The organism is Streptomyces sp. NBC_01089, assembly GCF_045162975.1.
Classification (GTDB): domain Bacteria; phylum Actinomycetota; class Actinomycetes; order Streptomycetales; family Streptomycetaceae; genus Streptomyces.
The window spans coordinates 1,362,971-1,384,104 of record NZ_CP108660.1; the positions used below are offsets into that span (position 1 = coordinate 1,362,971).

Consider the following 21,134-nt stretch of genomic DNA (forward strand, 5'->3'; position numbering starts at 1 on the left):
CGCCATCGCCGGGGGCCGTCCGGTGGGCGGTCAGCGGGCGAGCCGGGGGAAGAGGACTTCGGCGCTGCCGCGGTTGATCGCCTCGGCCTGGCCGGGGGTGAAGTCGGGGTAGGTCTCCAGGAAGTGGTTGTAGTAACTGCCCGCGTCCTGCGGGGCGAAGGGCCAGTCGCTGCCGTAGAGGACGTGGCCCGGCTCGGCGAAGGCGAGCAGCGAGGGCAGGGCGCTGGGGCTGGCGGCCAGCGCGGTGTCGAAGTAGAAGCGCTTGAGGTCCTTGAGCATGTCATCGGCGGTGCGGCCGGTGTCGACCACGGTCGAGGTCAGACCGGAGAACCGGTAGGCGGCGTAGGGCAGGAAGCCGCCGCCGTGCGACAGGATCACCTTGACGTCCGGGTGCCGGCTCATGACTCCGTTGAGGACCATGTTCACCGCGGTACGGGTGGTGTCGAAGATGTAGTCGGCCAGCGGGGCCGGGGTTCCGGGGAGCAGTGCCATCGGGGGCTGCGCCGGGTGGATGAACACGGTCGCCTTCCGCCGGTCCAGCTCGGCCCAGAGCGCGTCGAAGTCCGGGTCGCCGAGGTAGCGGCCCCGGGCGTTGGACATGAGGACCACACCGTCCGCGCCCAGGGTGTCCAGTGCGTAGGCGGTCTCGTCCAGGGCGCCGTCCACGTCCGGCAGGGGGACGGAGGCGAAGGAGCCGATCCGGGCCGGGTGGTCCTTGACCATCTCGGCGCCGTACTCGTTGACGGCGCGGGCCAGGGCGCGGGCGGCGGCCGGGTCGTCGTCGAGGCGGACGCCGGGCGCCGTGACGGACAGGATGCCGGTCGCGATGCCCTGCTGGTCCATCATCGCGATCGCGTCGGCCGCACTCCAGGCCGGGATGGCCCAGCCACCCGAGTCCATGCCGCGGGATTCCAGGGCATCCGCCCAGACGGGCGGAACGATGTGCTGGTGGACGTCTATGCGTGCGGGGAAGCTCACTTCCTCTGCCCTCCTAAACACTAGTAAGCTAACCAATTTCTTCAGTAAGGTAACAGTCATGGACAGAGGAAGCAACGGAGCCCCGAACGCGAGCGCCGCGCCGGACGCCGGGGTGGAAGAGCTGGCGCACGCGGCGGACGTGCTCTTCTACGCGATGCGCCGCGCCCGCTCGGTGGCGGGCCAGGCGGGCCCGGACCTGACCCTCGCACAGCTGGCCCTCATCGACCCGCTGGCCGCGGCGAGCGAACTGCCCGTGGGGCAGCTCGCCGCCGCGGCCGATGTCAGCGTCCCCACGGCGACCCGGATGCTGCAGCAGCTGGAGGGCAAGGGCAGCGTGATCCGCCGCCGCTCCCCCACCGACGAACGCCGCGTCCTGGTCAGCCTGACCGAGGAGGGGGCCCGCCAGCTCAGCGCCGTCCGCGCGCGGCTCCGTGAACGCCAGGCACGTACCCTCGCCGGCTTCCCGCCGGAGGAACGGGCCCAGCTCACCCGCCAGTTGCACCGCCTGGCCGCGGCCATCAACGCCCTCGACGCTTGAGGCGGACGTCCGCCGAGCGCGGTGCGGCTACCGCTTCCGCCGCCACAGCACGGCCGACCCCGCGATGACCACGCACCCGCCGAGCACACAGGCGACGACGAGGCCCGTCCCCGGGCCTGAGCCGGCCTCGGCGGGCACCGGTCCGAACGGGTCGAAGGTGCCCGTGTTGTTCGCGGCGTCCGGATCGGCGTGGTCCGCCCCCGTGTCACCGATCCTGAGCGCGGCCTTCGCCAGTCCGCTCCCCGCGGCCTCACCGTGGCCCATTCCCTCGCCCTTGCGCACCTCGAAGTCGAGGGTGGACGAACCGCCGGGCGCGGCCGCGTTCAGCGGGCAGGTGTAGGTGGACTCGTGGTGCCGGCAGACCGGCTCGAACTCGTCCTCGTCGATCTCCTCCATCGGCTCCTTGCGTACGTCGGTGCCGTCCGGCAGCGTCAGGACGAGTGTGGCGCCCCCGCCGCCGTTCGCCTCCTGCGCGTCGCCCATGCCGTCGTTGCGTAGTCCCACCTTCAGACGGCGGCCGCCGCCCTCCGCGGCGGAGAGCTCCGAAAGGACCGCGTAGTCAGGGTGGTTGGCGATGCGTACCTTCGTCCAGACGTCCTTCGCCTCGCTGTACTTCTCGCTCCCGCCGCGCGCCTTACCCACCTGCGGGACGAGTGCGGCGCCGGTGCCCCTGCGTGAGGTGCCCGACGGGGTGGGCTCCGCCGTGGAGCGGGAGGAACCGTCGAGGCCCCCGTTGTCGGCGCCGCTGCCCAGGAGCGCGACGGTGGCCCGGAAGGAGGAGTACATCAGGGTGCGCGAGGTTCCGAGGACGAGCCAGTCGCCGACGTGTGCCTCATCGCCGGGTTCGAGGCGTGCTCCGGGGAAGCGGCACAGCACGGTGGTCGCGCCGCCGTGGGACAGGTAGTCGCACGACCGTGAGCGGCGCACCGGGGCCAGACCCTCGTCGACCGTCGCGGTGACGGTGAAGCCGTCCGCGGGCAGCTCCCCGGTGTTGCGGACGCCGAGCGTGACCGCGTGCTCCTTGCCCGGGTCCACGCGGAGGGTGTCCTGCTCGCGCAGGGCGAGGACGGGGCCGCCGACCTCGACGCGGGTCGTCACCCGGCTCACCTTCCCCTTCGCGTCACGGAAACTGACGTGCAGTTCGCCCTTGTCCCCCGGCTTGCTCGCGGGCGCCGCGTGCGGCAGTGCACCGGCCGCGTCGGTCCAGCTGTCGTACGCCTCGCCGACATGGCACACGATCCTCAGGTCCGTCCCCGAGCAGCCGTTGCCGTACTTCTTGAGTCGCAGTACGTCGGAGGAGTCCGTGACATCCATGGTGAGCGTCGACCCGTTCTCCTCACCGCGCGGCGCTCCCCTGTCGTACCTGATGAGGATGTGCTTCTCGCGGTCGGGGCGCGGCTTTCCGCCGTAGGGGGCGATACGGAACGACGCGGGCGCCGTGAGCCCTTGCGCGTCCGAGCTCGCGTCGGCGAGGGCCGTACTCGGCGGGAGTACACCCGAGCCGAGCAGCGCGAGGACGCCGACGAGCAGGCCCCGGACGAGCCGGGAATCCCTCAGGCGGGACAGGCGCGACAGGTGAGGCAGGTGGGACGCAAGGGCGCGAGGGCGCGGGACAACAGCTTCTGCGGCGGCCATCGCTCCAGTCGAACAGTCCACGCGCACGCCCAGGACACCCTGGGATGACGGAACAACAACGGTTCCGTTCTCACGGTTCCGTGCTCATGGCTCCGCGCTCATGGCTCCGCGCTCACGGTCCGGAAACGCTCGGTATCGCCGGGCGGGATCACCTGGCCTCGACACCCCTCGCCGACAGGGGCGCCCAGGTGTAGCGGACGCGGACACCCTGGTCGCGGAGCCAGGCGGCCTCGCGATGGCGGAGTTCGCGCGCGGACTCCGGGGCGATGGCGCTGGGCCAGCGGACGAGTACCGCGGTGACGTGGCCCGTCTGTGCCAGCTGTCTCACCCGCCGCCACCCGCCGCGCCGGGCCGGGTCGGGCTCACCGTAGGTGTCGGTGACGACCTCGGCGATCGTCAGTCCGTGCTCCCGGGCGAACGTCTGGCCTTCCGTCTGCGCGCGCTGCGTGGCTTCCCCGCGCGCACCGCGGGCCCGGTCGGCGCATACGTACAGCACGACGGGAGAAGCCGTTTCACCGTGGGGGGTCATGGGCGCCTTCTGGAGAGAGATCGGGGAGGAGGGGTTCCTCACCGCGCGAAGGGGACGCAGCGAGCCCGTACGGTCGCTGCCGGCAAAGCCGTCGTGTTCGGTGTCGTCCCGTGCCCAGGACATCAGCAGGCGGCCGTCAACTCGGCCCAGACGACCTTGCCTTCGGCCCGCGTCGAGCGTGCGCAGCCCCAGCTGTCCGCGATTTGCTGGACGAGGAGCAGCCCCCGCCCGTTCTCCTCGCCCGGGCCCGCGCGATGCTCGGGCGGACCGACCGGAGTGCTGCACTCGTCGTGGAGCTCGATACGCAGACGCCGCTCGTCGCCCGTCAGCGTGAGGCCGCACAGGACACGGCCGCCGGCGGTGTGCAGTACGGCGTTCGTGATCAGCTCGGAGACCAGCAGCACCGCGTCGCAGCAGGTGTCCCCCGGCAGCTCCCACGCCCGGAGCCGGTCGCGCACGGTGTCGCGGGCCGATCTGGCGCTGGTACAGAGAGCGGGCAGACCGAACCAGTACTCCCGGCGCGGCACCGTCCGGGCTAACGCGAGGGCCGGGGCTGAGGGCGTGGACAGAATCACGGATGTCGCCTTCCAGCGCCTGCCGGGGGGACGGGCGCGGTGAGGGGATGCGGGGTGCAACTCGAGCAGTGAGAGGCGCATGCCGAGGCAAACACCCGGCGGCGGGGCACCGACGACGCCATCGGCATCACGCTCCCCCTCCGGGCCGAATCCTGCGCCAGAACTGTGACTTGACCGCTCACACAGCCACTATGCGCGTGATCGGACTCACCCTGCAACCGACTCCCTGATAATTTCAGCAGCACGGGTATCAGTATGGCTTCCGCATCAAGTCGGTGTCAGAATGGGAGCCTTGATAGATCCTCAGGAGGTTGGGCGTGAGCGAAGCCCGTTCCGGCAGCACCAGCGCGCCGACGGTCCTGCGCATGATCCTCGGCCGCCGGCTGCAGGAAATGCGGATCGGCGCCGGTGCCTCGCTGGAGGACGCGGCAAAGGCGCTGCGCGTGAAGACCCTGACGATCCGCCGGCTGGAGAAGGCCGAGGTCGCGCTGAAGCCTCTCTACGTGGAGAAGCTCCTGGAGACCTTCGGCGCCGACCGCCAGGAGATCGACGAGTTCGTCGACCTGGCCGAGCAGGCCAACAAGCCCGGCTGGTGGCACTCCTATCGCGATGCGGTCCCCAGCTGGTTCACCGCCTACGTCAGCCTGGAAGCAGGCGCCAAGACCCTCCGTACGTACGAGCCCCAGTACGTCACCGGCCTTCTGCAGACCCCCGACTACGCGCACGCCGTACTGCGCGGCGGGCTGCCGAACGGCAGTGAGGAAGAGCTCACCCGCCGCGTGGAGCTGCGGCTGCGCCGCCAGAGCCTGCTGGAGCGGGAGGACGCTCCCACGCTGTGGGTGGTCATGGAGGAAGCCGTCCTGCACCGGACGGTGGGCAGCCCCGAGGTGATGCGGGAGCAGCTGGAGCGGCTCCTGGACATAACCGAACTTCCGCACGTCAGTCTCGACATCGTGCCCTTCACGGCGGGTGCGCACATCGGAGCGTGCGCACCTTTCACGTATTTCCGCTTCGAGGAACCCGAGCTGCCGGACATCGTCTACAGCGAACTCCTGTCCGCCGCCGTCTATCTCGACCAGCGCGCGGACGTCGTCTCCCATCTCGAGGCGCACTCCCGTATGTCGCTGCAGACGTCGTCCGACGACAGCAAGGCGCTCTTGAACCGCATGCGCAAGGAGTACTCATGACGGTCACCGACGTCAGCATCTACAACGGCATGCCGGCGCGCGAGCTCGGGGAACAGGGCTGGGAACGCCCGTGGAGCGGGCCGAACGGCGGCCAGTGCGTCGAGACGAAGCAACTCACGGACGGCCGTGTGGCCGTCCGGCAGTCGACCGACCCGGCCGGGCCGGCGCTGATCTACACGCCGGAGGAGATCGGCGCCTTCGTCCGCGGGGTCAAGGAGGGTCTGGCCGATCACCTGGCCGCCGGGTGAACCGACGGCGGGCAAGAAGGGGACAAGGACACCGACACCGGTCCCGTACCTGGCTTCCGGGCCGACAGACAGACAGATGAAGGGGAGAACATGACCACCAGGCAGGCCGGCCGGGATCTCGACACGAGCAGGGCGCACTCGGCCCGGATGTACGACTACTTCCTCGGTGGCAAGGACCACTTCGAAGTCGACAAGGAAGCGGCCCTGGTCGCCGCCGAGGCCCACCCCGGTCTCTACGTGACCGCCCGCGAGAACCGGGCGTTCATGCAGCGGGCCACCAAGGTGCTGGCGCAGGAGCACGGCATCCGCCAGTGGCTCGACATCGGCACGGGTATCCCCACCGAGCCGAACCTGCACCAGATCGCCCAGTCCGTGGTGCCCGAGGCCCGCGTCGTGTACGCCGACAACGACCCGCTCGTCCTCAAGTACGCCGAACGCCTGATGCGCAGTACGACACAGGGGCGCACGGCCTATGTCGAGGCCGACGCCACCGACCCCGACGCGCTGATGAGCGCCGTGGAGGACTCGGGCGTCCTGGACTTCGACCAGCCCATCGCGCTCTCCCTCAACGCGCTGATGCACTTCATCACCGACCCGCACGACCCGTACAGCATCGTCCGCCGACTGCTCGACCCGCTCCCGGCGGGCAGCGCGCTCGCCATGAACCACTGCACGCCGGACTTCGACCCCGAGACCTGGAACCATGTCGCGGAGGTCTACACCAACTCCGGGACGCCGGTGAAGTTCCGTTCGCACAGCGACGTCGGCCGCTTCTTCGACGGGCTCGACCTGATCGAACCCGGCATCTGCTGCTGCCACCGCTGGCGCGCCGCCGATCCCGCCCCGGGCGAGCCGGAGATCGCGGACGCCCAGATCAGTCTGCTGGCGGGCGTGGGCATCAAACGCTAGCCGGAACGGCCGGACTCCCGACCGGCCAGCAGGCTCGGGCCCCGGCTGGGTGCTGACCGAGCGCCAAGGCCGAGCGCCGGCACGCCCTGGCGGTGAGGCCAGGGCCGGCCTCACCGCCGGGCGCCCCCTCAGAAGCCCGCTCCCGGCCGGGACACGTCCGGGCTGTCGGCGTTCCCGCCTCCTGCCGGACGCGGGCCATGGGCTCCGCCGCATGAACATTCTCTTCATCACGAGTACGGCGGTCGTCGTCGCCGACCCGCCGCAGAGCCGCAGACTCTTCGTCGAAGCCCTCGGCCTCCCGCTGGAGGGTGAGGGCGACGGCTACTACTCCAGCGGGAGCATCCCGGGCAGCAAGCACTTCGGTGTGTGGCCGCTCTCGCAGGCGGCCGAGGCGTGCTTCGGCACACCGACGTGGCCCGCCGACCGGGTGATCCCCCAGGCCTCGATCGAGGTCGAGGACGCGGACGCTGTCGCAGCGGCCGGTGACGAGCTTGAGCGCGCGGGCTTCGCATCGCTGCATCCAGCCCGTACGGAGCCGTGGGGGCAGACAGTGACGCGGGTCCTCACGGACGACGGCTTGATCGTCGGCATCTCCTGTGCTCCCGTGCTGCATGACGGACCGCACGACGACGCTTCGGCCTGAGCGCCCTGTCGTGCCCCGCACCGTTCGTCAGCGGCTCAGCTCACGAACTCCCCTTCTCCGTAGCGCACTTCGACCGTGTTCCAGTCGACACCCAGATCCTTCGTGAACTTCTCGGCCGGCGACAGATCCGCCCGCGGGACGACCAGGACGAGCCGTCCGTCAAGGGTGACCGAACCGCCTCCAAGCTTGTCGCGGGCCTCGGGGTTCGCCACCAGCGCGTCATGCAGACGAGTGGCGCTGACGCCGGAAGCCTGGATCTCGGCCGCGTCGGTCTCCGGAGAGGTACGCGGCAGACAGCGGAAGGTCAGCACCGACTCCTGGTGGTACTGCTTGGCGATGACGCCCGCGATGTGGTGCAGCCCGTCCCTGCCGACCCTGTTGATGTCGAACTCACGGGAACGCTCGTAGGTGGCCTGCTTGAGGTCGCCGGACCAGAAGATGCCGTCGAGCAGCTCCGAGGCGCCGGGCCGTGCCCCGTTGGCGTGGATGATCCCGCGCACCTCGTGGTCAAAACGCGTCAGACGGGTCCTGAGCCGGGGGTCGGCCGGATCCGTGATGATCGCGGTGTTGTTCGTGGCGAAGACCTCCCCCGCCGGACACCCATGGTCTGCCGCGCTCGCCGGTGCGCCTCCCGCGCCCGCGACGCCGAGCGTCAGGGCGGAGACGGTGATCAGAACGCGCAACTGCCGCAATGCGGTGGCTTTTCTCATACGGTGATCAACGATCGCCGGCAGAGTCCGTTGCGCCCGCCGCGACACCCTGGGCGCCACCACCCGGCGCGGCGCGTCGCCTCCGGGAAACGGGAGGGTGGCTCACGTCGGTCCATATGCTCGGCGGCATGACTATTCAGCGAATGGACAACGTCGGCATCGTTGTTGACGATCTCGAAGCGGCTGTCGCGTTCTTCACCGAACTCGGCATGGAGCTGGAAGGCAGAGGACAGATCGAAGGCGTCTGGGCGGACCGGACCCTCGGACTCGACGGCCTCCGGAGCGACATCGCCATGATGCGGACCCCGGACGGCCACAGCAAGCTGGAGCTGTCCACGTACCACTCCCCGGCCGCGTCCGCCGCCGAGCCGGCGAACCCGCCGCCCAACACGCTGGGCCTGCATCGCGTCATGTTCGCCGTCGACGACATCGACGCCACCCTCGCCCGTCTGCGCCCCCACGGTGCCGAACTCCTCGGCGAGGTGGCGCAGTACGAGAACTTCTACCGGCTCTGCTACCTCCGCGGCCCGGCGGGCATCCTCGTCGCCCTGGCCGAACAGATCGGCTGACTGCGGGAAGGAAGAGGAACCGGCGGTATCCACGGCGGCCACTGAGCCGGTCGGCGCAGAGCCGGGCTTCCCGGGCCGCCGTCGCCCGGTCAGCCCGGCTTGACCGCCAGCGTCGCGAAGTAGTTCGACATGTACTGAGCGGATGCGTTGGATTGGTGCGGCGCTTCCGCGAATCCGGTGATGACGAACCCCGCGGCGAGTTGCCCGCCGATCTGGTCGGTGAGGGTGTGGCTGTATTCGAGAGGGGCATCCGCGCCGAACTTCGTGGCGCGTTCCTCGGCGGTGTACTGCGTGACATCGCTGTAGGGCAGCTTGTGTACGACGACGAGCTCGCCGCGCTCGTCGAGTGCCTCGTGGTCGAACAAGTACCCATCAGGGTTGAGGAAGCCCGCGAGCAGCTTTCCGCCCGGTCGCAGGGTGCGGAAGCACTCACGCCACACCGCTGCCAGGTCCGGTACGAACAGGTTGGAGATCGGATGGAATACGACGTCGAACGTCGCGTCGCCGAAGGCGCTGAGGTCGCGCATGTCGCCCAGCACGGTGCGCAGTTCGAGTCCGTCGCGCGCCGCCACCATCCGGTCCTGGCCGAGCTGGCGGGGTGAGTTGTCGAATACGGTGACCCGCGCCCCCGCGGCGGCGAGGATCGGCCCCTGCTGGCCGCCGCCGGAGGCCAGGCACAACACGTCCTTGCCGGTCAGGTCCGACGGCAGCCAGGAGCGGTCGACCGGCTCACGCCCGATGAGAACGATCGACCAGTCGCCCGTGCGGGCGCGCTCGACGTCCTCAGCACTCACCGCCCTCGTCCACTCGTTGCCCTCCTGGACACACTTGTCCCAGGCCGCCCGATTGTGGGCAATGGGGTCGACACCCATGTCCTGCACGTCCAACTCCCTGCTCCAGCCAGGCGGACACCTGCGGTAACGACAGTTCGGTGCCGCCAGCCAACACCGTTGCGGGGCGCGGGCTCAACCAAATTTGCGGGCATCCAGATGCGCACGGGTCCGAGCGTCAGCCGTCACTCGGTGTGCTGGCCTCGGCCCCGGACGGCGTACACCGTCCGCCCGCCCGTAGCGGGCGGACGCGCCGCCTACGGTGTGGCGCCCACCGTCTCACTCGTCCACGCCGCGCGCAGCGCCTTCTTGTCCACCTTGCCGACCTTCGTCGTCGGCAGCCGGTCGAGCAGGACCGTCTTGCGGGGTGTGTACAGCTCTCCCAGTTCGGCGGTCACCGCAGCGCCGACCTTGTCCGGGTCGATGTCGGCGTCCTCGGCCGTGGCCAGGAAGATCTGTACGGCCTCGCCGTACTCCGCGTCGGGGACGCCCAGGGCCGCCGCGTTGCGTACGCCGGGCAGGGTGAGCAGGAAGTCCTCCAGGACCCGGGAGTAGACGTTGTCGCTGGTACTGCCGGTGACGATGATGTCCTTGGCCCGGTCGACGAGATAGAGGTACCCATCGGCGTCGAGGTAGCCCAGGTCCCCGGTGCGCAGCCAGCCGTCGTGCAGCGCTTCGGCGGTGCGCTCCGGGTCCTCGTAGTAGCCGAGCATCACACTCTTGCCCCGGACACAGACCTCGCCGACCTGCCCGGCGGGGAGCGCCTCCGTGCTGCCCTCACCCCGGATCTCGATCTCGGTGTCGGAGATCGCACGGCCGCAGCTGCTCCAGAGCTCGGGCCGCCGGACTGCCGCCGACGCGAGGTCGTCCGCACCGAACGCGGCGATACCGAGCGCCTCCGACTGCCCGTAGCCCTGGCTGAGCACGGGCCCGAAGAACTCGACGGTCTGCTGCAGCCTGCTGGGCGAGGTGGCCGCGCCCCCGACGACGATCCGCCGCAGCGCGGGGAGGGCCCCCGGCTCGCACTCCGGGTGGTCGAGGAGCGCGTACAGCATCGGCGGTACGAACATGGTGGCGGTGATCCGCTCCTCGCGCAGCACCCTCAGCGCCGCGCCCGCTTCGAACTCGGGCAGCACGACGAGGGCCGAGCCCGTCATCAGGGCCTGCAGCGCGGTGAGATGGCCGCTGCCGTGAGTGAGCAGCGTGGCCGCGAGCACGCGGTCCGTGCCCGGTTCCGCGGTCCGGAAGACCGCCGGCCTGGAGTCGTCCGGTGCGCCCTCCGCCAGGTCCACGAGTACGTCGTAGAGCCGGTGGCTGTGCGCGGCGAGCTTGGGACGGCCCAGGGTGCCGCCGGTGTAGAGGACGGTGACGGCCTCGTCCGGTCCCGGCGCCGGTACGCCGTCGGGGCGTTCCGCCGGGCACTCGGCCTCCAGCGCCAGCAGATCCGCGCACCGCTGCTCGCAGGGCCCGAGGCTGAGGAGCACGGGCGCGTGGACGCTGTGGCCGGCCGCGGCTGCGGCCCGCTGTGCGAAGACCGGGTCGGTGACCACGGCGCGCGCCCCGGACTGCTCCACCAGGGCGGCGAGTTCGCCGGGCCCCGGCTCGGGCGGCAGGAACACGACACGGCAGCCGATGAGGTGGACCGCGAGCTGCACCAGGACGGAGTCCACACGGTTGGCCAGAAACAGCCCCACTCCGTCGCCGGGCGCGAGCCCCTGACGGCGCAGCGCGTGCCCCAGCCGGAACAGCCGCAGCCGGGCCTCCCCCCGGGTCAGCCGCTGCGCGCCCTGGACGAGCGCCTCGGCGTCCTCGTCCTGCTGCCAGCGCTCCAGGATGTGGTCTATGTACGTCCGCTGTGCGCTTGTTTCCGATTCATTAACGATCATGAACATATGCAAACATGCCGCTCAGGCGACGGGGGCTCATGGGGGACGTCCTTCGGCCATCAGCCGGTTGCGTAACATGCCCCGCCCCGGGCGCTTCCTGGAGTACGCGGCCGAGGGCCGGCACCCCGCCGCATGGCGCCCCGTCGGGACCGGCCCGGCCTTCTTCACATACCGGATGTGAGGCGGACACCGGCCCACCAACTCCCGGTGAACCAGCTGCTCAGGGCGGACATCACAGGCCCCGCCGCAGGCCGCCCTGCGCCCTGGCTGTCAATTCGTAACACGCAGGAGTGTTCTCTTCTCGTTCACTTTGTTGGTATTCCTGGGCCGATACGGCGCCCAGCCGGGCGCGCTGTACGGTTCGCCGGAAGGACAACGCTGTCTTGACGACCGACTTGATACAGGACGGCAGAGCCGCCTCACCTGGCCCGGCGGCTGCCGGCGGGGCGAGGCCCAGGACCCGCGCGTGGCGCAGGCGGCGCGAGTACCTGCTGTTCGCCGCGTTCGCCGCCCCGAACTTCTTCTTCCTGCTGGTCTTCGCCTACTGGCCGGTGATCTACAACGCCTATCTGAGCCTCACCGACTGGGACATGGTCTCCTCGTCGTGGCACATGATCGGTCTGGACAACTACACGTCGCTGTTCGCCGACCCCGACTTCCGCGGCAGCCTGTGGACGACCGTGCTGTTCGTCGTCGGGATCGTCGCGGGCGGACTGGTACTCGGCCTCGGCACCGCCCTGTTGCTCAACCAGCGGCTGCGCGGGCGGGACGCCGTACGGACGCTGGCCTTCGCCCCTTACGTGCTCTCCGGAGCCGCTGTCGGCACCCTGTGGCTGTTCGTCTTCGATCCCAACTACGGGCTGATACGCCCTTTGCTGGCCCCTCTCGGTCTGACCGCGCCGGCGATGATGACCGACTCCAAGTGGGCGCTGTCCGGACTCGTCCTGGTCTACCTCTGGAAGAACACCGGCTTCGTCGCCGTGGTCTACCTGGCCGGTCTGCAGGGCCTGCCAAGGGACGTGTTCGAGGCGGCGGCCCTGGACGGCGCGGGGCCGTGGACACGGCTGCGCCGCATCATCCTGCCGCTGCTCTCGCCCGTCACCTTCTTCCTGCTGGTGACCTGCACCATCAGCACCTTCCAGGCGTTCGACGTGATTGCCGTGATGACCAACGGCGGCCCGGGGACCTCGACTTCGATCCTCAGCTGGTTCATCTACGACCAGGGATTCCGCACCTTCGACGCGGGCCGGGCCTCGGCCGGCGCGATGATCATGTTCGTCGTGCTGCTGCTGATCACTGGTTTCCAGGCGCGCTTCCTCCAGCGAAAGGTGCACTACCAGTGACAGTCACCGACTCCCCGCCGGACGCCCGCCCTGACACCCGGCAGGTCGCCACGCGCCGTCGGTCCGGCAACCGCCGCGCCCGGCGCCTCGGTCTGTACGCGCTGCTCGTCCTGGTCGCCGTCATCGCGGGCGGCCCGCTGTACTGGCTGCTCTCATCGGCGCTGAAGACCAATCCGCAGATCTACAGCTATCCCCCGCACTGGATCCCCACGGAGCTGCACTGGTCCAACTTCGCCGACGCCTGGAACGCCGCGCCGTTCGGCCGCTTCTTCCTCAACACCCTGATCGTGTCCGTCGTCGGCACCGCGATCGAGCTGACCGCCGCGCTGCTGTGCGCCTACGCGTTCGTCTTCCTGCCGTTCCCCGGCAAGAAGATCCTCTTCCTGTTCCTGCTGGGCGCGATGATGGTGCCGGGCCACGTCACGCTGCTGCCGAACTTCCTGACCATCGCCCAGCTCGGCTGGGTCAACTCCTACGCGGGCCTGATAGCACCGGGCCTCGGCTCGGTCTTCGGTACCTTCCTGCTGCGCCAGCACATGCTGACCCTGCCCCAGGAGATCACGGACGCGGCGAAGATCGACGGGGCGGGGCATCTGCGCATCCTCTTCCGGGTGGTGCTGCCGATGTCGCGCCCGATGGTGATCACCGTCGCCCTGGTCGTCATGGTCGGCAAGTGGAACGACTTCATCTGGCCGCTGATCGTCACCAGCAGCGCGGACATGCGGACCCTCCCCATCGGTCTGCTCTTCCTCCAGAACACGGAGACCTTCGCCAACTGGGGAGCGATCCTCGCCGGAGCCGTCATGGTGATCGCGCCGGTCCTCGTCATGTTCTTCTTCGCCCAGCGCTACATCATCGCCGGGCTGACCCAGGGAGCCGGAAAATGACGCGGACGTCGCCGCGGGGATCCGCGGGCCCCGTGCTCGGCAGGCGCAGGATGCTCGGGGCGGGCGCCGGACTCGGCCTGGCAGCGGCGCTGAGCGCCTGCGGCCAGACCACGGGCACCGTCGCACAGCCCGGCGGTTCGGTGCCCGGCGCGTTCCGCGGGCGCACCAGGGTGGTGCTCTGGTCGACGTTCGCGGATCCGGTGGGCCCGGCCCTGCAGAAACTCGTCGACGCCTTCAACCGCGAGCAGCGCGACGTCTACGTGGAGGTGCAGTTCCAGGGCAGTTACGACGACTGCGCCCAGAAGGCGGTCATCAGCCTGCTCGGCGCCCAGGCCCCCGACCTGTGCGTACTGTCCGACGTCAAGTGGTACAAGTTCTACTTCGGTGACGCCCTGGAACCCTGGGACAGTTACTTCGCACCGGGTGAGCTGGAGCGGACCTACAATCCGCGGCTGCTCAGCGAGGGTGTCCGCAAGGGCCACACCTGGTGGCTGCCACTGGCCCGCTCCACGCCGCTCTTCTACTACAACAAGACCCTCTTCAAGAAGGCCGGCGTCCCGGTACGCCCGCCGGAGAGCTACGACGAGCTCTACGACTGGTCGCACCACCTTTCCCGGCTGAGCGTGGGCGGCAAGCGGGTGGCCCTGGAGGCGTACCAGAAGGTCGACGGGGACTGGCAGTTCCAGTGCAGCGCCTGGCAGTGGGGCGGGGCGATCTCCAAGGGCCTGGACGTCACTCTCGACGAGGGCGGCGCCGTGGCGGCGGGCGAGTGGCAGCGCAAGCTGATCTTCAAGGACAGGATCGCCTACATGGCGACCGAGCCCACCGCCGACATGGGCAACCAGCTGATCGCCACCCTCGTCACCTCCACCGGCGGCCTGAAGAAGATCAACGAGATGGCGAAGGCGAACGGCTGGGAGCTGGGCACCGGCTTCCTGCCGAAGAAGGAGAAGTTCGCGGTCAACACGGGCGGCGGCGGCCTGGGCATATTCAAGCGCGTCCCTCGCGAACGCAAGGAGGCGGCGGCCCGGTTCGTGCGCTTCCTGGCCCGCCCCGAGAACGCCGCGCAGTGGGCCGTCGAGACCGGCTATCTGCCCGTGGTGCCGGCGGCGGTCAGGGAACCCGTACTCGCCACACTGATGAAGGACGAGCCGAACTTCGCGACGGCCGTCCGGCAGCTGGACCTCACACGCCCCTGCGACCAGGTGCGCATGACGATCCCGAATGCGAATGTACGTATCTACACCGCTCTGCAGCGCATATGGTCCGCGAACACCCCCGCACAGCACGCCTTCGCGGAGGTCGCCGACCAGCTGCGCAAGGGTGTTGACCGTTATGGCCCCATGATCGAGGAGCACTTGTGAACCACCCCGTGAGGCGCCCTGTGGTGTACGCGCACCGTGGAGCCCGGGCCGACGAGCCGGAGAACACCCTGCGGTCCTTCCGACGGGCTCTCGCTCTCGGCGCCGACGGCATCGAACTCGACATCCGGCTCACATCGGACGGCCGCCTTGTCGTCATCCACGACAAGGCCGTGGACCGTACGACCGACGGCACCGGCCTCGTCGCCGACTTCACCCTGGCCGACATCCAGGCACTGGACGCCGGGGACGGCGAGCGCATTCCCACCTTCGACGAGGCGATGGAGGTCTGCGGGGACGTCGTCCAGATCGAGATCAAGGCACTGGAAGCCGTGCAGGCGCTGGCCGAGCGGGAGCGCCACACCCCGCTGCCCGGGTCGGTCGTGCTGACCTCCTTCAGCAGGGCGGCGGTGGAAGAGGCAGCCCGGTGGCTGCCGCACGTCCCCCGCGGCCTGATCACCCACCACCCCGGCGACGAGATGATCAAGGAGGCGCTGGAGCTCAAGGCCACCTGGGTCTGCCCCGAGCTGAAACCCGAGCTCACCCGGGACCTCGTGGACCGCTGCCACGGGACCGGTATCCAGGTGGATGCCTGGCCCACCGCGGACCGGGCCCAGCTGCTCCGCTGGGTGGAGATCGGGGCGGACGCCGTGACCACGGACCACCCGGGCCGGATCGCCGAGTGGCTGGCCACATCCGACGACCGGTGAAGCCTTGGGTGCGGCCCCTCGCGTGAGGGACCGCACCCAAGGATTCGGGGCCGGGGATTCGGGGCCGGGGATTCGGATCCGAGGCTCAGCGCCGGGACTCAGCGCAGGGACTCAGCGCCCGGCGTCAGCCGACCGCCTCAGTGCCCGGCCATGGCCGGCGGGGCGGAACCGGCTCCCCAACTCGTGGGCCTTTCGGAGAGTTTGACGCTGATCGTGCCGGAGCGGAGCAGGTCCTTGTGGGACAGCCAGCTCCGGCGCAGCGCACCCTTGCCGGTGGCCACGGAGGACACGTACTGGAGCTTCGACGCGTCGGCGCCCCGGGCGTCGATCCTGATCGTGCGTCCGTGTTCGGGCCGGATCTCGACCTTCTCGAACATGGGCGCGCTGATCACATAGGTGGCGGAGCCGGGCTGGGGCTCGAAGATGCCGGCCATGGCGAAGACCAGCAGCGACGAAGTGGCGCCGAGGTCGTCGTTGCCGGGCATTCCGTACACGTTGTCGGTGAAGAGCGTCCGCATCGCGCGCAGCACGGCGGAGGTCTTCCACGGCGCGTCCGTCCACGTGTACATCCACGGCGCGTGGAAGTCCGGCTCGTTGTTGGGGTTGAACGCGAAGTTGTTGTGGTAGTCGTACGCGCCGGTCACCCACGAGTCCGCAGCGGCCTTCGCCGGGTCGGTGAGCACGGTCGGCATGTCGAAGAACGTGTCGAGCCGCTGCTCGGCCTGCGAGGAGCCGCCCATGAGCCCGAAGAGCGTCTGCGGGTCCTGCTGCGCGAGCCATTCGTACTGCCACGCGGTGCCCTCGTGGAACGCGCCGGCCTGGGCCGGATCGGGGTCACCGGCGACGGTGCCGTCCGCGTTCCTGGTCACCGGGAAGCCGGAGAAACCCTGCGAGGTGACGGTGGGGTCCCACAGCTTGGTGAAGTTGTCGCAGCGCGAGGCGAGCGTCGCCGCCCGGTCCTTGTGGCCGAGACCGCCGGCCATCGTGGACAGCGCGCAGTCGGCGAGCGAGTACTCGAGTGTGGCCGAGCCGGACTGGCGGCTGTCGCCGTACTTGTAGCCCGGCAGGTTCTGGTAGCCGACCCAGCCGTTCTTGACGTACGTCGGGTTGCCGTCGCGGCCGCGGAAGAGCGACTGGTCCGCGGGGACTTCGTTGGCGTTCTTCCACAGCGCGCCGAAGAGCTGGTCGGCGGTATGCCGGTCGAGCAGGCCGCGGTTGTAGATGTCGACGATCCACGGTGTGACGGGGTCGCCGCTCATCACGTTGGTCTCGCTGTTGCCGAGCCCCCAGCGTGGCAGCCAGCCGCCGTCCTGGTAGATGTGCAGCACGGACTTGGCCATGTCGGTGGCCTTGTCCGGGTTCAGCAGGGCCACCAGCTGGTTCTGCGAGCGGTAGGTGTCCCAGAGCGAGAACATCTGGTAGTACGTGGAGTCCGCGCGGTGCACCCGGTCGTCGAAGCCGCGGTAGCGGTTGTCCACATCGGACCCGACCGACGGGTGCAGCAGCGAGTGGTAGAGCGCGCTGTAGTACGTACGCCGGTCGGCGGTGCTGCCGCCGGCCACGCGCATCCGGTTCAGCTCCTCCTGCCAGGTGTGGTGCGCGGCACTGCGGGCCTTGTCGAACGACTTCGGCTGCTCGGCCCTCCGGTTGAGGCGCGCGCCGTCGATGGACGTGTAGGACAGGCCGACCGATGTGCCGACCTGGTGGCCCTTGGCCGGGTCGAAGGTCGCATAGGCGCCGGCCCGCTCGGTGCCGCGCGACGCGTCGCGCCGGTTCGGGGTGATGGTGCCGTCGGTCCAGGTGCCGAAGCTTGCGAACTTCCGGTCGAACTTGGCGCTGAAGTAGATCCGGTAGCGCTCCTTGCCGGTCTCACCGCAGAAGTTGCCGCCCTGGAGCCAGCCTTCGACCGTGTCGTTGCCGACGACGTGGACGTCGCCGGCATAGGTGCTGCCGTTGCTCCGGCCGGTCTCGATGAGTACGTTCTCGGGGCCCGATCCGGCGGGGTACGTGTAGCGGTGCTGGCCGGTCCGCTGCGTCGCGGAGAGCTCGGCCCTGATGCCGTTGTCGAACTTCACCCCGTAGTAGCCGGGCGCGCGGGTCTCGTTGTCATGGCTGAACTTCGCAGCGTACTGCGCCGGGTCGGACGATGTGACCGCGCCGGTGGTCGGCATGAAACGGAAGTTGCCCATGGTCTGGCAGCCGACGCCCGAGAGGTGCGTGTGGCTGAAGCCGAGGATCGTGTCCTGCTTGTAGTCGTAGGAGGCGTACTGGTCGAGCTGCGTGTCCGGGCTCAGCTGCACCATGCCGAACGGGACGGTGGCGCCCGGGAACGTGGTCCCGTCGCCGTTGTTGCCGATCGATGTGTCGACCAGCGTGGTGGGGTCACCGGCGAACTGCGGCCCCCGCGCCCCGGCATCCGCGATGCCGGGGGTGGCGGATGCCGCGGCCATGGTGGTAGCGAGCAGCACGGCGGTGAACGCGCGTTTCCATGCTCTCATCGCGATCCTTCCTGTGACAACGTTGTCAACTTTCTGTGATCTTTGCCCGCCGAGCACTGCTCCGTCAATGCGCCTGCGAGGGGTTGAACCCCGAACCGTCCCCAGTCCGGGGCAAATCACCCCTCGTGCTCTCCGCTTCTCCCCCGTTCGTCGTCCCCGATGAGCGGGCCGTTCCGCGTTGTCGTCCGCGACGAAGCGGTGGCCCGGCGGCTGCCCCTACCTTCCGGACATCACCAGTTCGAGAACCAGGAGGGGCACCAGATGGCAGCACGCACAGCACGGATCGGGACCGGCACGGTGGGCCTGGTGGCAGCGGCGGCTCTGGCCGCCGCCTCGTTCACCTCGCCCGCGTCGGCCGTGGCGGGCCCTGGGCATACGCAGACCCAGCAGGCCATGGACACCGCGGTCGAGGAAGGGGTCCCCGGGGTCACCGGGCAGGCCACCGAGGCGAATTCGCTCTGGACGGGCACCTCGGGCGTGGGGAACCTCAAGACGGGTGCGCCGCGTTCGTCGGTCGACCGCTACCGGATCGGCAGCATGACCAAGACCTTCGTCGCGACGGTGATGCTCCAACTGGAGGCGGAGGGCAGGATCGACCTCGACAGTACGGTCGACACGCTGCTGCCGGGAGTGGTGCGGGGCAACGGCAACGACGGCCGCCGCATCACCGTGCGGCAGCTGCTCAACCACACCAGCGGGATCCCCAGCTACACGACCGACCCGGAGTTCCTGGAGAACGGCTTCACCGTGAAGTTCCTGGAGCACCGCTACGACACCTACACGCCCGCGCAGTTGGTGGAGATCGCCCTGCGTCAGAAGCCGCTCTTCGACCCGGGCACGAGCTGGAGCTACTCGAACACCAACTACATCCTCGCCGGAATGATCATCGAGAAGGTCACCGGCCACCCGTACGAGGACGAGATCAGGCAGCGCGTCATCAATCCGCTCGGCCTGTACGGCACTTCCGTCCCCCGCACCGCATCGTCGATGCCGGTGCCGAGCTCCCGCGCGTACTCCAAGCTCTCCCTGACGCCGCAGCCGGCCGACCCTGCGTACGACGTCACCGAGCTCAATCCGTCGGCCGCGGCATCGGCGGGCGCGATGATCTCCACCTCGGCCGATCTGGACCGCTTCTACTCGGCCCTGCTGGGCGGCAGGCTGCTGCCCGCGAAGCAGCTCAAGGAGATGACGACCACGGTCCCGGTCAGCGGCTACGGGATGATCACCGCGTACGGCCTGGGGCTGATGAGGTTCTCGCCGTCCTGCGGTGTCACGGTCTGGGGCCACGGTGGCAACATCCAGGGCTCGGCCTCCCAGGCCGTGACCTCGGCGGACGGCACCCACTCGCTGGCCTTCAACTTCAACGGCGACTGGGCGGGGAACAGCGAGGCAGTCATCGAAGCGGAGTACTGCCCGAAGTGAACCCGGGCAGCAGGCGCAGTTGCAGCATCAGCGCGAAGCGGACGTCGGGGTCGGTGAGGTCGGCCCCGGCGACTTCGGTGGCACGGCGCAGACGGTACCTGAAGGTGTTCTGGTGGACGTACATCGCTTCGGCTGCCGCCGGGACGTCTCCGAAGGCGCTGAGCCAGACGCGGAGGGTGTCGACCAGCTGGGACTCGTGCTGCTGGTCGTAGTCGACCAGCCTCGCCAGCGGGCCGGTCGGTGGATCGCCCCGCTCGGCGGCGAGGTCGGCGAGGTCCAGCAGGAGCGCCTCGACATGGACGTCGGAGATACGGGCGAGCCTGCGCGGGCCTCCGTTGGCGCGCAGGACGCGCAGCGCCCGGTCGGCTCCTTCGCGGGAGCGGGCCAGTGCGCTGCTGTCCGGGGCCATCAGACCGATGCCGATCAGCGGGGCCAGCCGGTCCCCGATGCGGGTGAGGAAGTCGGTGCCGGTGCGCGCCGCCCGCTCCTCCGCGTCCGTCCGGTTGAGCGCCACCGGGAGGATGCCGTAGGCCACGTCCCCGATGAGCGCGGTGGCGGCGCGGGCGTGGATGGCGGAGAGGTGCATGGCGAACGCGTCGGCCAGGCGCTGGCGTTCGGCCGTGTGCTGGGCGTGCAGATCGGTCGATCCGGTCAGCTCGGGCGGGTCGGGCACGGCCAGGGCCAGGACCACGCCCGCGTAGTCGGTCAGGCCGAGCCTGCCCAGCGACTCGGCGGCGCCCGGTCCCCCTTCGAGGGCGGTGGAGACCAGATCGGCGCGGAGCCGGCGCTCGACGTCGGCTCCGGCCCGCAGCCGCAGCATGTGCAGGGCCACCAGCTTGGCCCCTTCGCGCAGCGCCTGGCCGCGCTGCGGGGTGAGCGGGGTGGGGACGACGGCCCAGATGGAGCCGAGGACTTCGTCCCCGGCGCGTACGGCGATCGCGGCGCGCGGGATGTGGAATCCGTCGGTCTCCGGCGGGTCGACGTGGACCGGCTGGTCGCTGCGGTAGAGGGAGCGGAAGACCCCGCGGTCCTCGAGGAAGCGGGTGAACCGTTCGGGGACCTGGCGGCCCAGTACGGTCTCCACCCGGGAGCGGTCGGCCTCGTCCTGGCGGCCGGAGAAGGCCAGCACGCGGGAGCTCCGGTCCTCGATGGTGACGGGGGCGTCGAGGAGCGCGGCCACCGCGTTGGCGAGGGCGAACATATCGCCGGACGGGGTGCCGCCCAGCACCTGTGGGCCGGCCTCGCCGATGTCGCCGTCCGCGAGCAGCGAGCGCAGCAGCGCGGCGAGCTGGGCCCAGGACGCGCCGCGGGTCAGCGCGAGCAGCGCCACCCCCGACCGCTCAGCCGCAGCGGTGACCGCCGCGTCGGCCGGTACCGGCGCGCGGACCACCAGCGCCGCCGCGCCCGCGTCGCCGATGGTGGTGAGCAGCCGGACGGTCTCGTCCGCGCCGTGGACGCCGACGCCGAGCACCAGCGCCTGCCGGGGCAGCACCGGTTCGTCCAGCGCGTCGTGGATGACGACTCCGCCGATCTCGTCCGCCGTGTCCGGGTCGCCGCACACGAGGTCGAGCAGCGTCGTGCCGAGGTCTTCCAGGACCCGCCTGAGGCTGGCCCGCGGTTGTGTGTTCACCGTGCCCTGTACCCCCGGTCCACCCAGACAGTGCTTGCGGCCGTTC

At 70.0% G+C, this 21,134-nt stretch carries 20 protein-coding genes; 11 read left to right on the top strand and 9 right to left on the bottom strand.

Going from position 1 to position 21,134, the window contains the following annotated elements:
* Positions 1-30 precede the first annotated feature (30 nt).
* Complete coding sequence (locus OG510_RS06060; RefSeq protein WP_406135701.1) at positions 31-978, bottom strand: amidohydrolase family protein; 948 nt, start codon at positions 976-978, stop codon at positions 31-33.
* A 58-nt stretch (positions 979-1,036) separates the two neighbouring features.
* Here OG510_RS06060 and OG510_RS06065 point away from each other — a divergent pair, with 58 nt between their 5' ends.
* Entirely contained in the window at positions 1,037-1,516 is a 480-nt protein-coding gene (locus tag OG510_RS06065) for a MarR family winged helix-turn-helix transcriptional regulator (RefSeq protein WP_406135702.1), read from the top strand.
* Positions 1,517-1,543: 27 nt separating this feature from the next.
* Here OG510_RS06065 and OG510_RS06070 read toward each other — a convergent pair whose 3' ends face one another.
* The 3 genes from OG510_RS06070 to OG510_RS06080 all read right to left on the bottom strand — a co-directional run bounded on the left by OG510_RS06070 (position 1,544) and on the right by OG510_RS06080 (position 4,255).
* Positions 1,544-3,151 carry a hypothetical protein gene (locus OG510_RS06070; protein WP_406135704.1) on the bottom strand — a complete coding sequence of 536 codons (1,608 nt, stop codon included), beginning with the start codon at positions 3,149-3,151 and terminating at the stop codon, positions 1,544-1,546.
* 148 nt (positions 3,152-3,299) lie between these two features.
* Entirely contained in the window at positions 3,300-3,680 is a 381-nt protein-coding gene (locus OG510_RS06075; RefSeq protein ID WP_406135705.1) for a hypothetical protein, read from the bottom strand.
* Positions 3,681-3,802: 122 nt separating this feature from the next.
* Positions 3,803-4,255, bottom strand: coding sequence for an ATP-binding protein (locus tag OG510_RS06080; protein WP_406135706.1), 453 nt, complete (start codon positions 4,253-4,255; stop codon positions 3,803-3,805).
* 317 nt (positions 4,256-4,572) lie between these two features.
* Between OG510_RS06080 and OG510_RS06085 the strand changes: the two genes are divergently transcribed.
* The 4 genes from OG510_RS06085 to OG510_RS06100 all read left to right on the top strand — a co-directional run bounded on the left by OG510_RS06085 (position 4,573) and on the right by OG510_RS06100 (position 7,242).
* Positions 4,573-5,442, top strand: a complete 870-nt coding sequence (locus OG510_RS06085; protein ID WP_164262205.1) for a helix-turn-helix transcriptional regulator — start codon at positions 4,573-4,575, stop codon at positions 5,440-5,442.
* Positions 5,439-5,690, top strand: coding sequence for a DUF397 domain-containing protein (locus tag OG510_RS06090; protein WP_406135707.1), 252 nt, complete (start codon positions 5,439-5,441; stop codon positions 5,688-5,690). Before OG510_RS06085 ends, OG510_RS06090 begins: the two co-directional genes overlap by 4 nt.
* 90 nt (positions 5,691-5,780) lie before the next feature.
* Entirely contained in the window at positions 5,781-6,599 is an 819-nt protein-coding gene (locus OG510_RS06095) for an SAM-dependent methyltransferase (RefSeq protein WP_406135709.1), read from the top strand.
* A gap of 211 nt (positions 6,600-6,810) precedes the next feature.
* The gene (locus OG510_RS06100; RefSeq protein WP_406135710.1) at positions 6,811-7,242 is read left to right on the top strand and encodes a VOC family protein; all 432 of its coding nucleotides are present in this window, start codon (positions 6,811-6,813) and stop codon (positions 7,240-7,242) included.
* A 35-nt stretch (positions 7,243-7,277) separates the two neighbouring features.
* Here OG510_RS06100 and OG510_RS06105 read toward each other — a convergent pair whose 3' ends face one another.
* Entirely contained in the window at positions 7,278-7,952 is a 675-nt protein-coding gene (locus OG510_RS06105; RefSeq protein WP_406135711.1) for a hypothetical protein, read from the bottom strand.
* 128 nt (positions 7,953-8,080) lie between these two features.
* Here OG510_RS06105 and OG510_RS06110 point away from each other — a divergent pair, with 128 nt between their 5' ends.
* Positions 8,081-8,521 (top strand): VOC family protein, encoded by a 441-nt coding sequence (locus OG510_RS06110; protein WP_406135713.1) that lies wholly within the window; start codon positions 8,081-8,083, stop codon positions 8,519-8,521.
* Between the two features lie 89 nt (positions 8,522-8,610).
* Here OG510_RS06110 and OG510_RS06115 read toward each other — a convergent pair whose 3' ends face one another.
* Both OG510_RS06115 and OG510_RS06120 read right to left on the bottom strand, forming a co-directional pair.
* A complete protein-coding gene (locus tag OG510_RS06115) occupies positions 8,611-9,402 on the bottom strand; it encodes a class I SAM-dependent methyltransferase (protein ID WP_406135714.1) in 792 nt (263 codons plus the stop codon).
* A 206-nt stretch (positions 9,403-9,608) separates the two neighbouring features.
* Positions 9,609-11,237: a class I adenylate-forming enzyme family protein gene (locus OG510_RS06120; protein WP_406135715.1), complete on the bottom strand. Its 1,629-nt coding sequence runs from the start codon at positions 11,235-11,237 to the stop codon at positions 9,609-9,611.
* A gap of 383 nt (positions 11,238-11,620) precedes the next feature.
* Between OG510_RS06120 and OG510_RS06125 the strand changes: the two genes are divergently transcribed.
* From OG510_RS06125 to OG510_RS06140, 4 genes are read left to right on the top strand one after another with little or no spacing between them, the layout of a single operon-like run.
* The gene (locus tag OG510_RS06125) at positions 11,621-12,580 is read left to right on the top strand and encodes a carbohydrate ABC transporter permease (protein ID WP_406135716.1); all 960 of its coding nucleotides are present in this window, start codon (positions 11,621-11,623) and stop codon (positions 12,578-12,580) included.
* Positions 12,577-13,467: a carbohydrate ABC transporter permease gene (locus OG510_RS06130; RefSeq protein WP_406135717.1), complete on the top strand. Its 891-nt coding sequence runs from the start codon at positions 12,577-12,579 to the stop codon at positions 13,465-13,467. Before OG510_RS06125 ends, OG510_RS06130 begins: the two co-directional genes overlap by 4 nt.
* Positions 13,464-14,831, top strand: a complete 1,368-nt coding sequence (locus tag OG510_RS06135) for an ABC transporter substrate-binding protein (RefSeq protein WP_406135718.1) — start codon at positions 13,464-13,466, stop codon at positions 14,829-14,831. Before OG510_RS06130 ends, OG510_RS06135 begins: the two co-directional genes overlap by 4 nt.
* On the top strand, positions 14,828-15,538 hold the full coding sequence (locus tag OG510_RS06140; protein ID WP_406135720.1) for a glycerophosphodiester phosphodiesterase: 711 nt from the start codon (positions 14,828-14,830) through the stop codon (positions 15,536-15,538). Before OG510_RS06135 ends, OG510_RS06140 begins: the two co-directional genes overlap by 4 nt.
* A gap of 137 nt (positions 15,539-15,675) precedes the next feature.
* Here the strand turns inward: OG510_RS06140 and OG510_RS06145 are convergent, their stop codons facing one another.
* Positions 15,676-18,036, bottom strand: a complete 2,361-nt coding sequence (locus tag OG510_RS06145; RefSeq protein WP_406135722.1) for a GH92 family glycosyl hydrolase — start codon at positions 18,034-18,036, stop codon at positions 15,676-15,678.
* 261 nt (positions 18,037-18,297) lie between these two features.
* On the opposite strand from OG510_RS06145, the gene OG510_RS06150 reads away from it, so the two are divergent.
* Positions 18,298-19,458: a serine hydrolase domain-containing protein gene (locus OG510_RS06150; protein WP_406135723.1), complete on the top strand. Its 1,161-nt coding sequence runs from the start codon at positions 18,298-18,300 to the stop codon at positions 19,456-19,458.
* Here OG510_RS06150 and OG510_RS06155 read toward each other — a convergent pair.
* Positions 19,430-21,088 carry a PucR family transcriptional regulator gene (locus OG510_RS06155; protein WP_406135724.1) on the bottom strand — a complete coding sequence of 553 codons (1,659 nt, stop codon included), beginning with the start codon at positions 21,086-21,088 and terminating at the stop codon, positions 19,430-19,432. The genes OG510_RS06150 and OG510_RS06155 overlap by 29 nt on opposite strands.
* Positions 21,089-21,134: the final 46 nt, after the last annotated feature.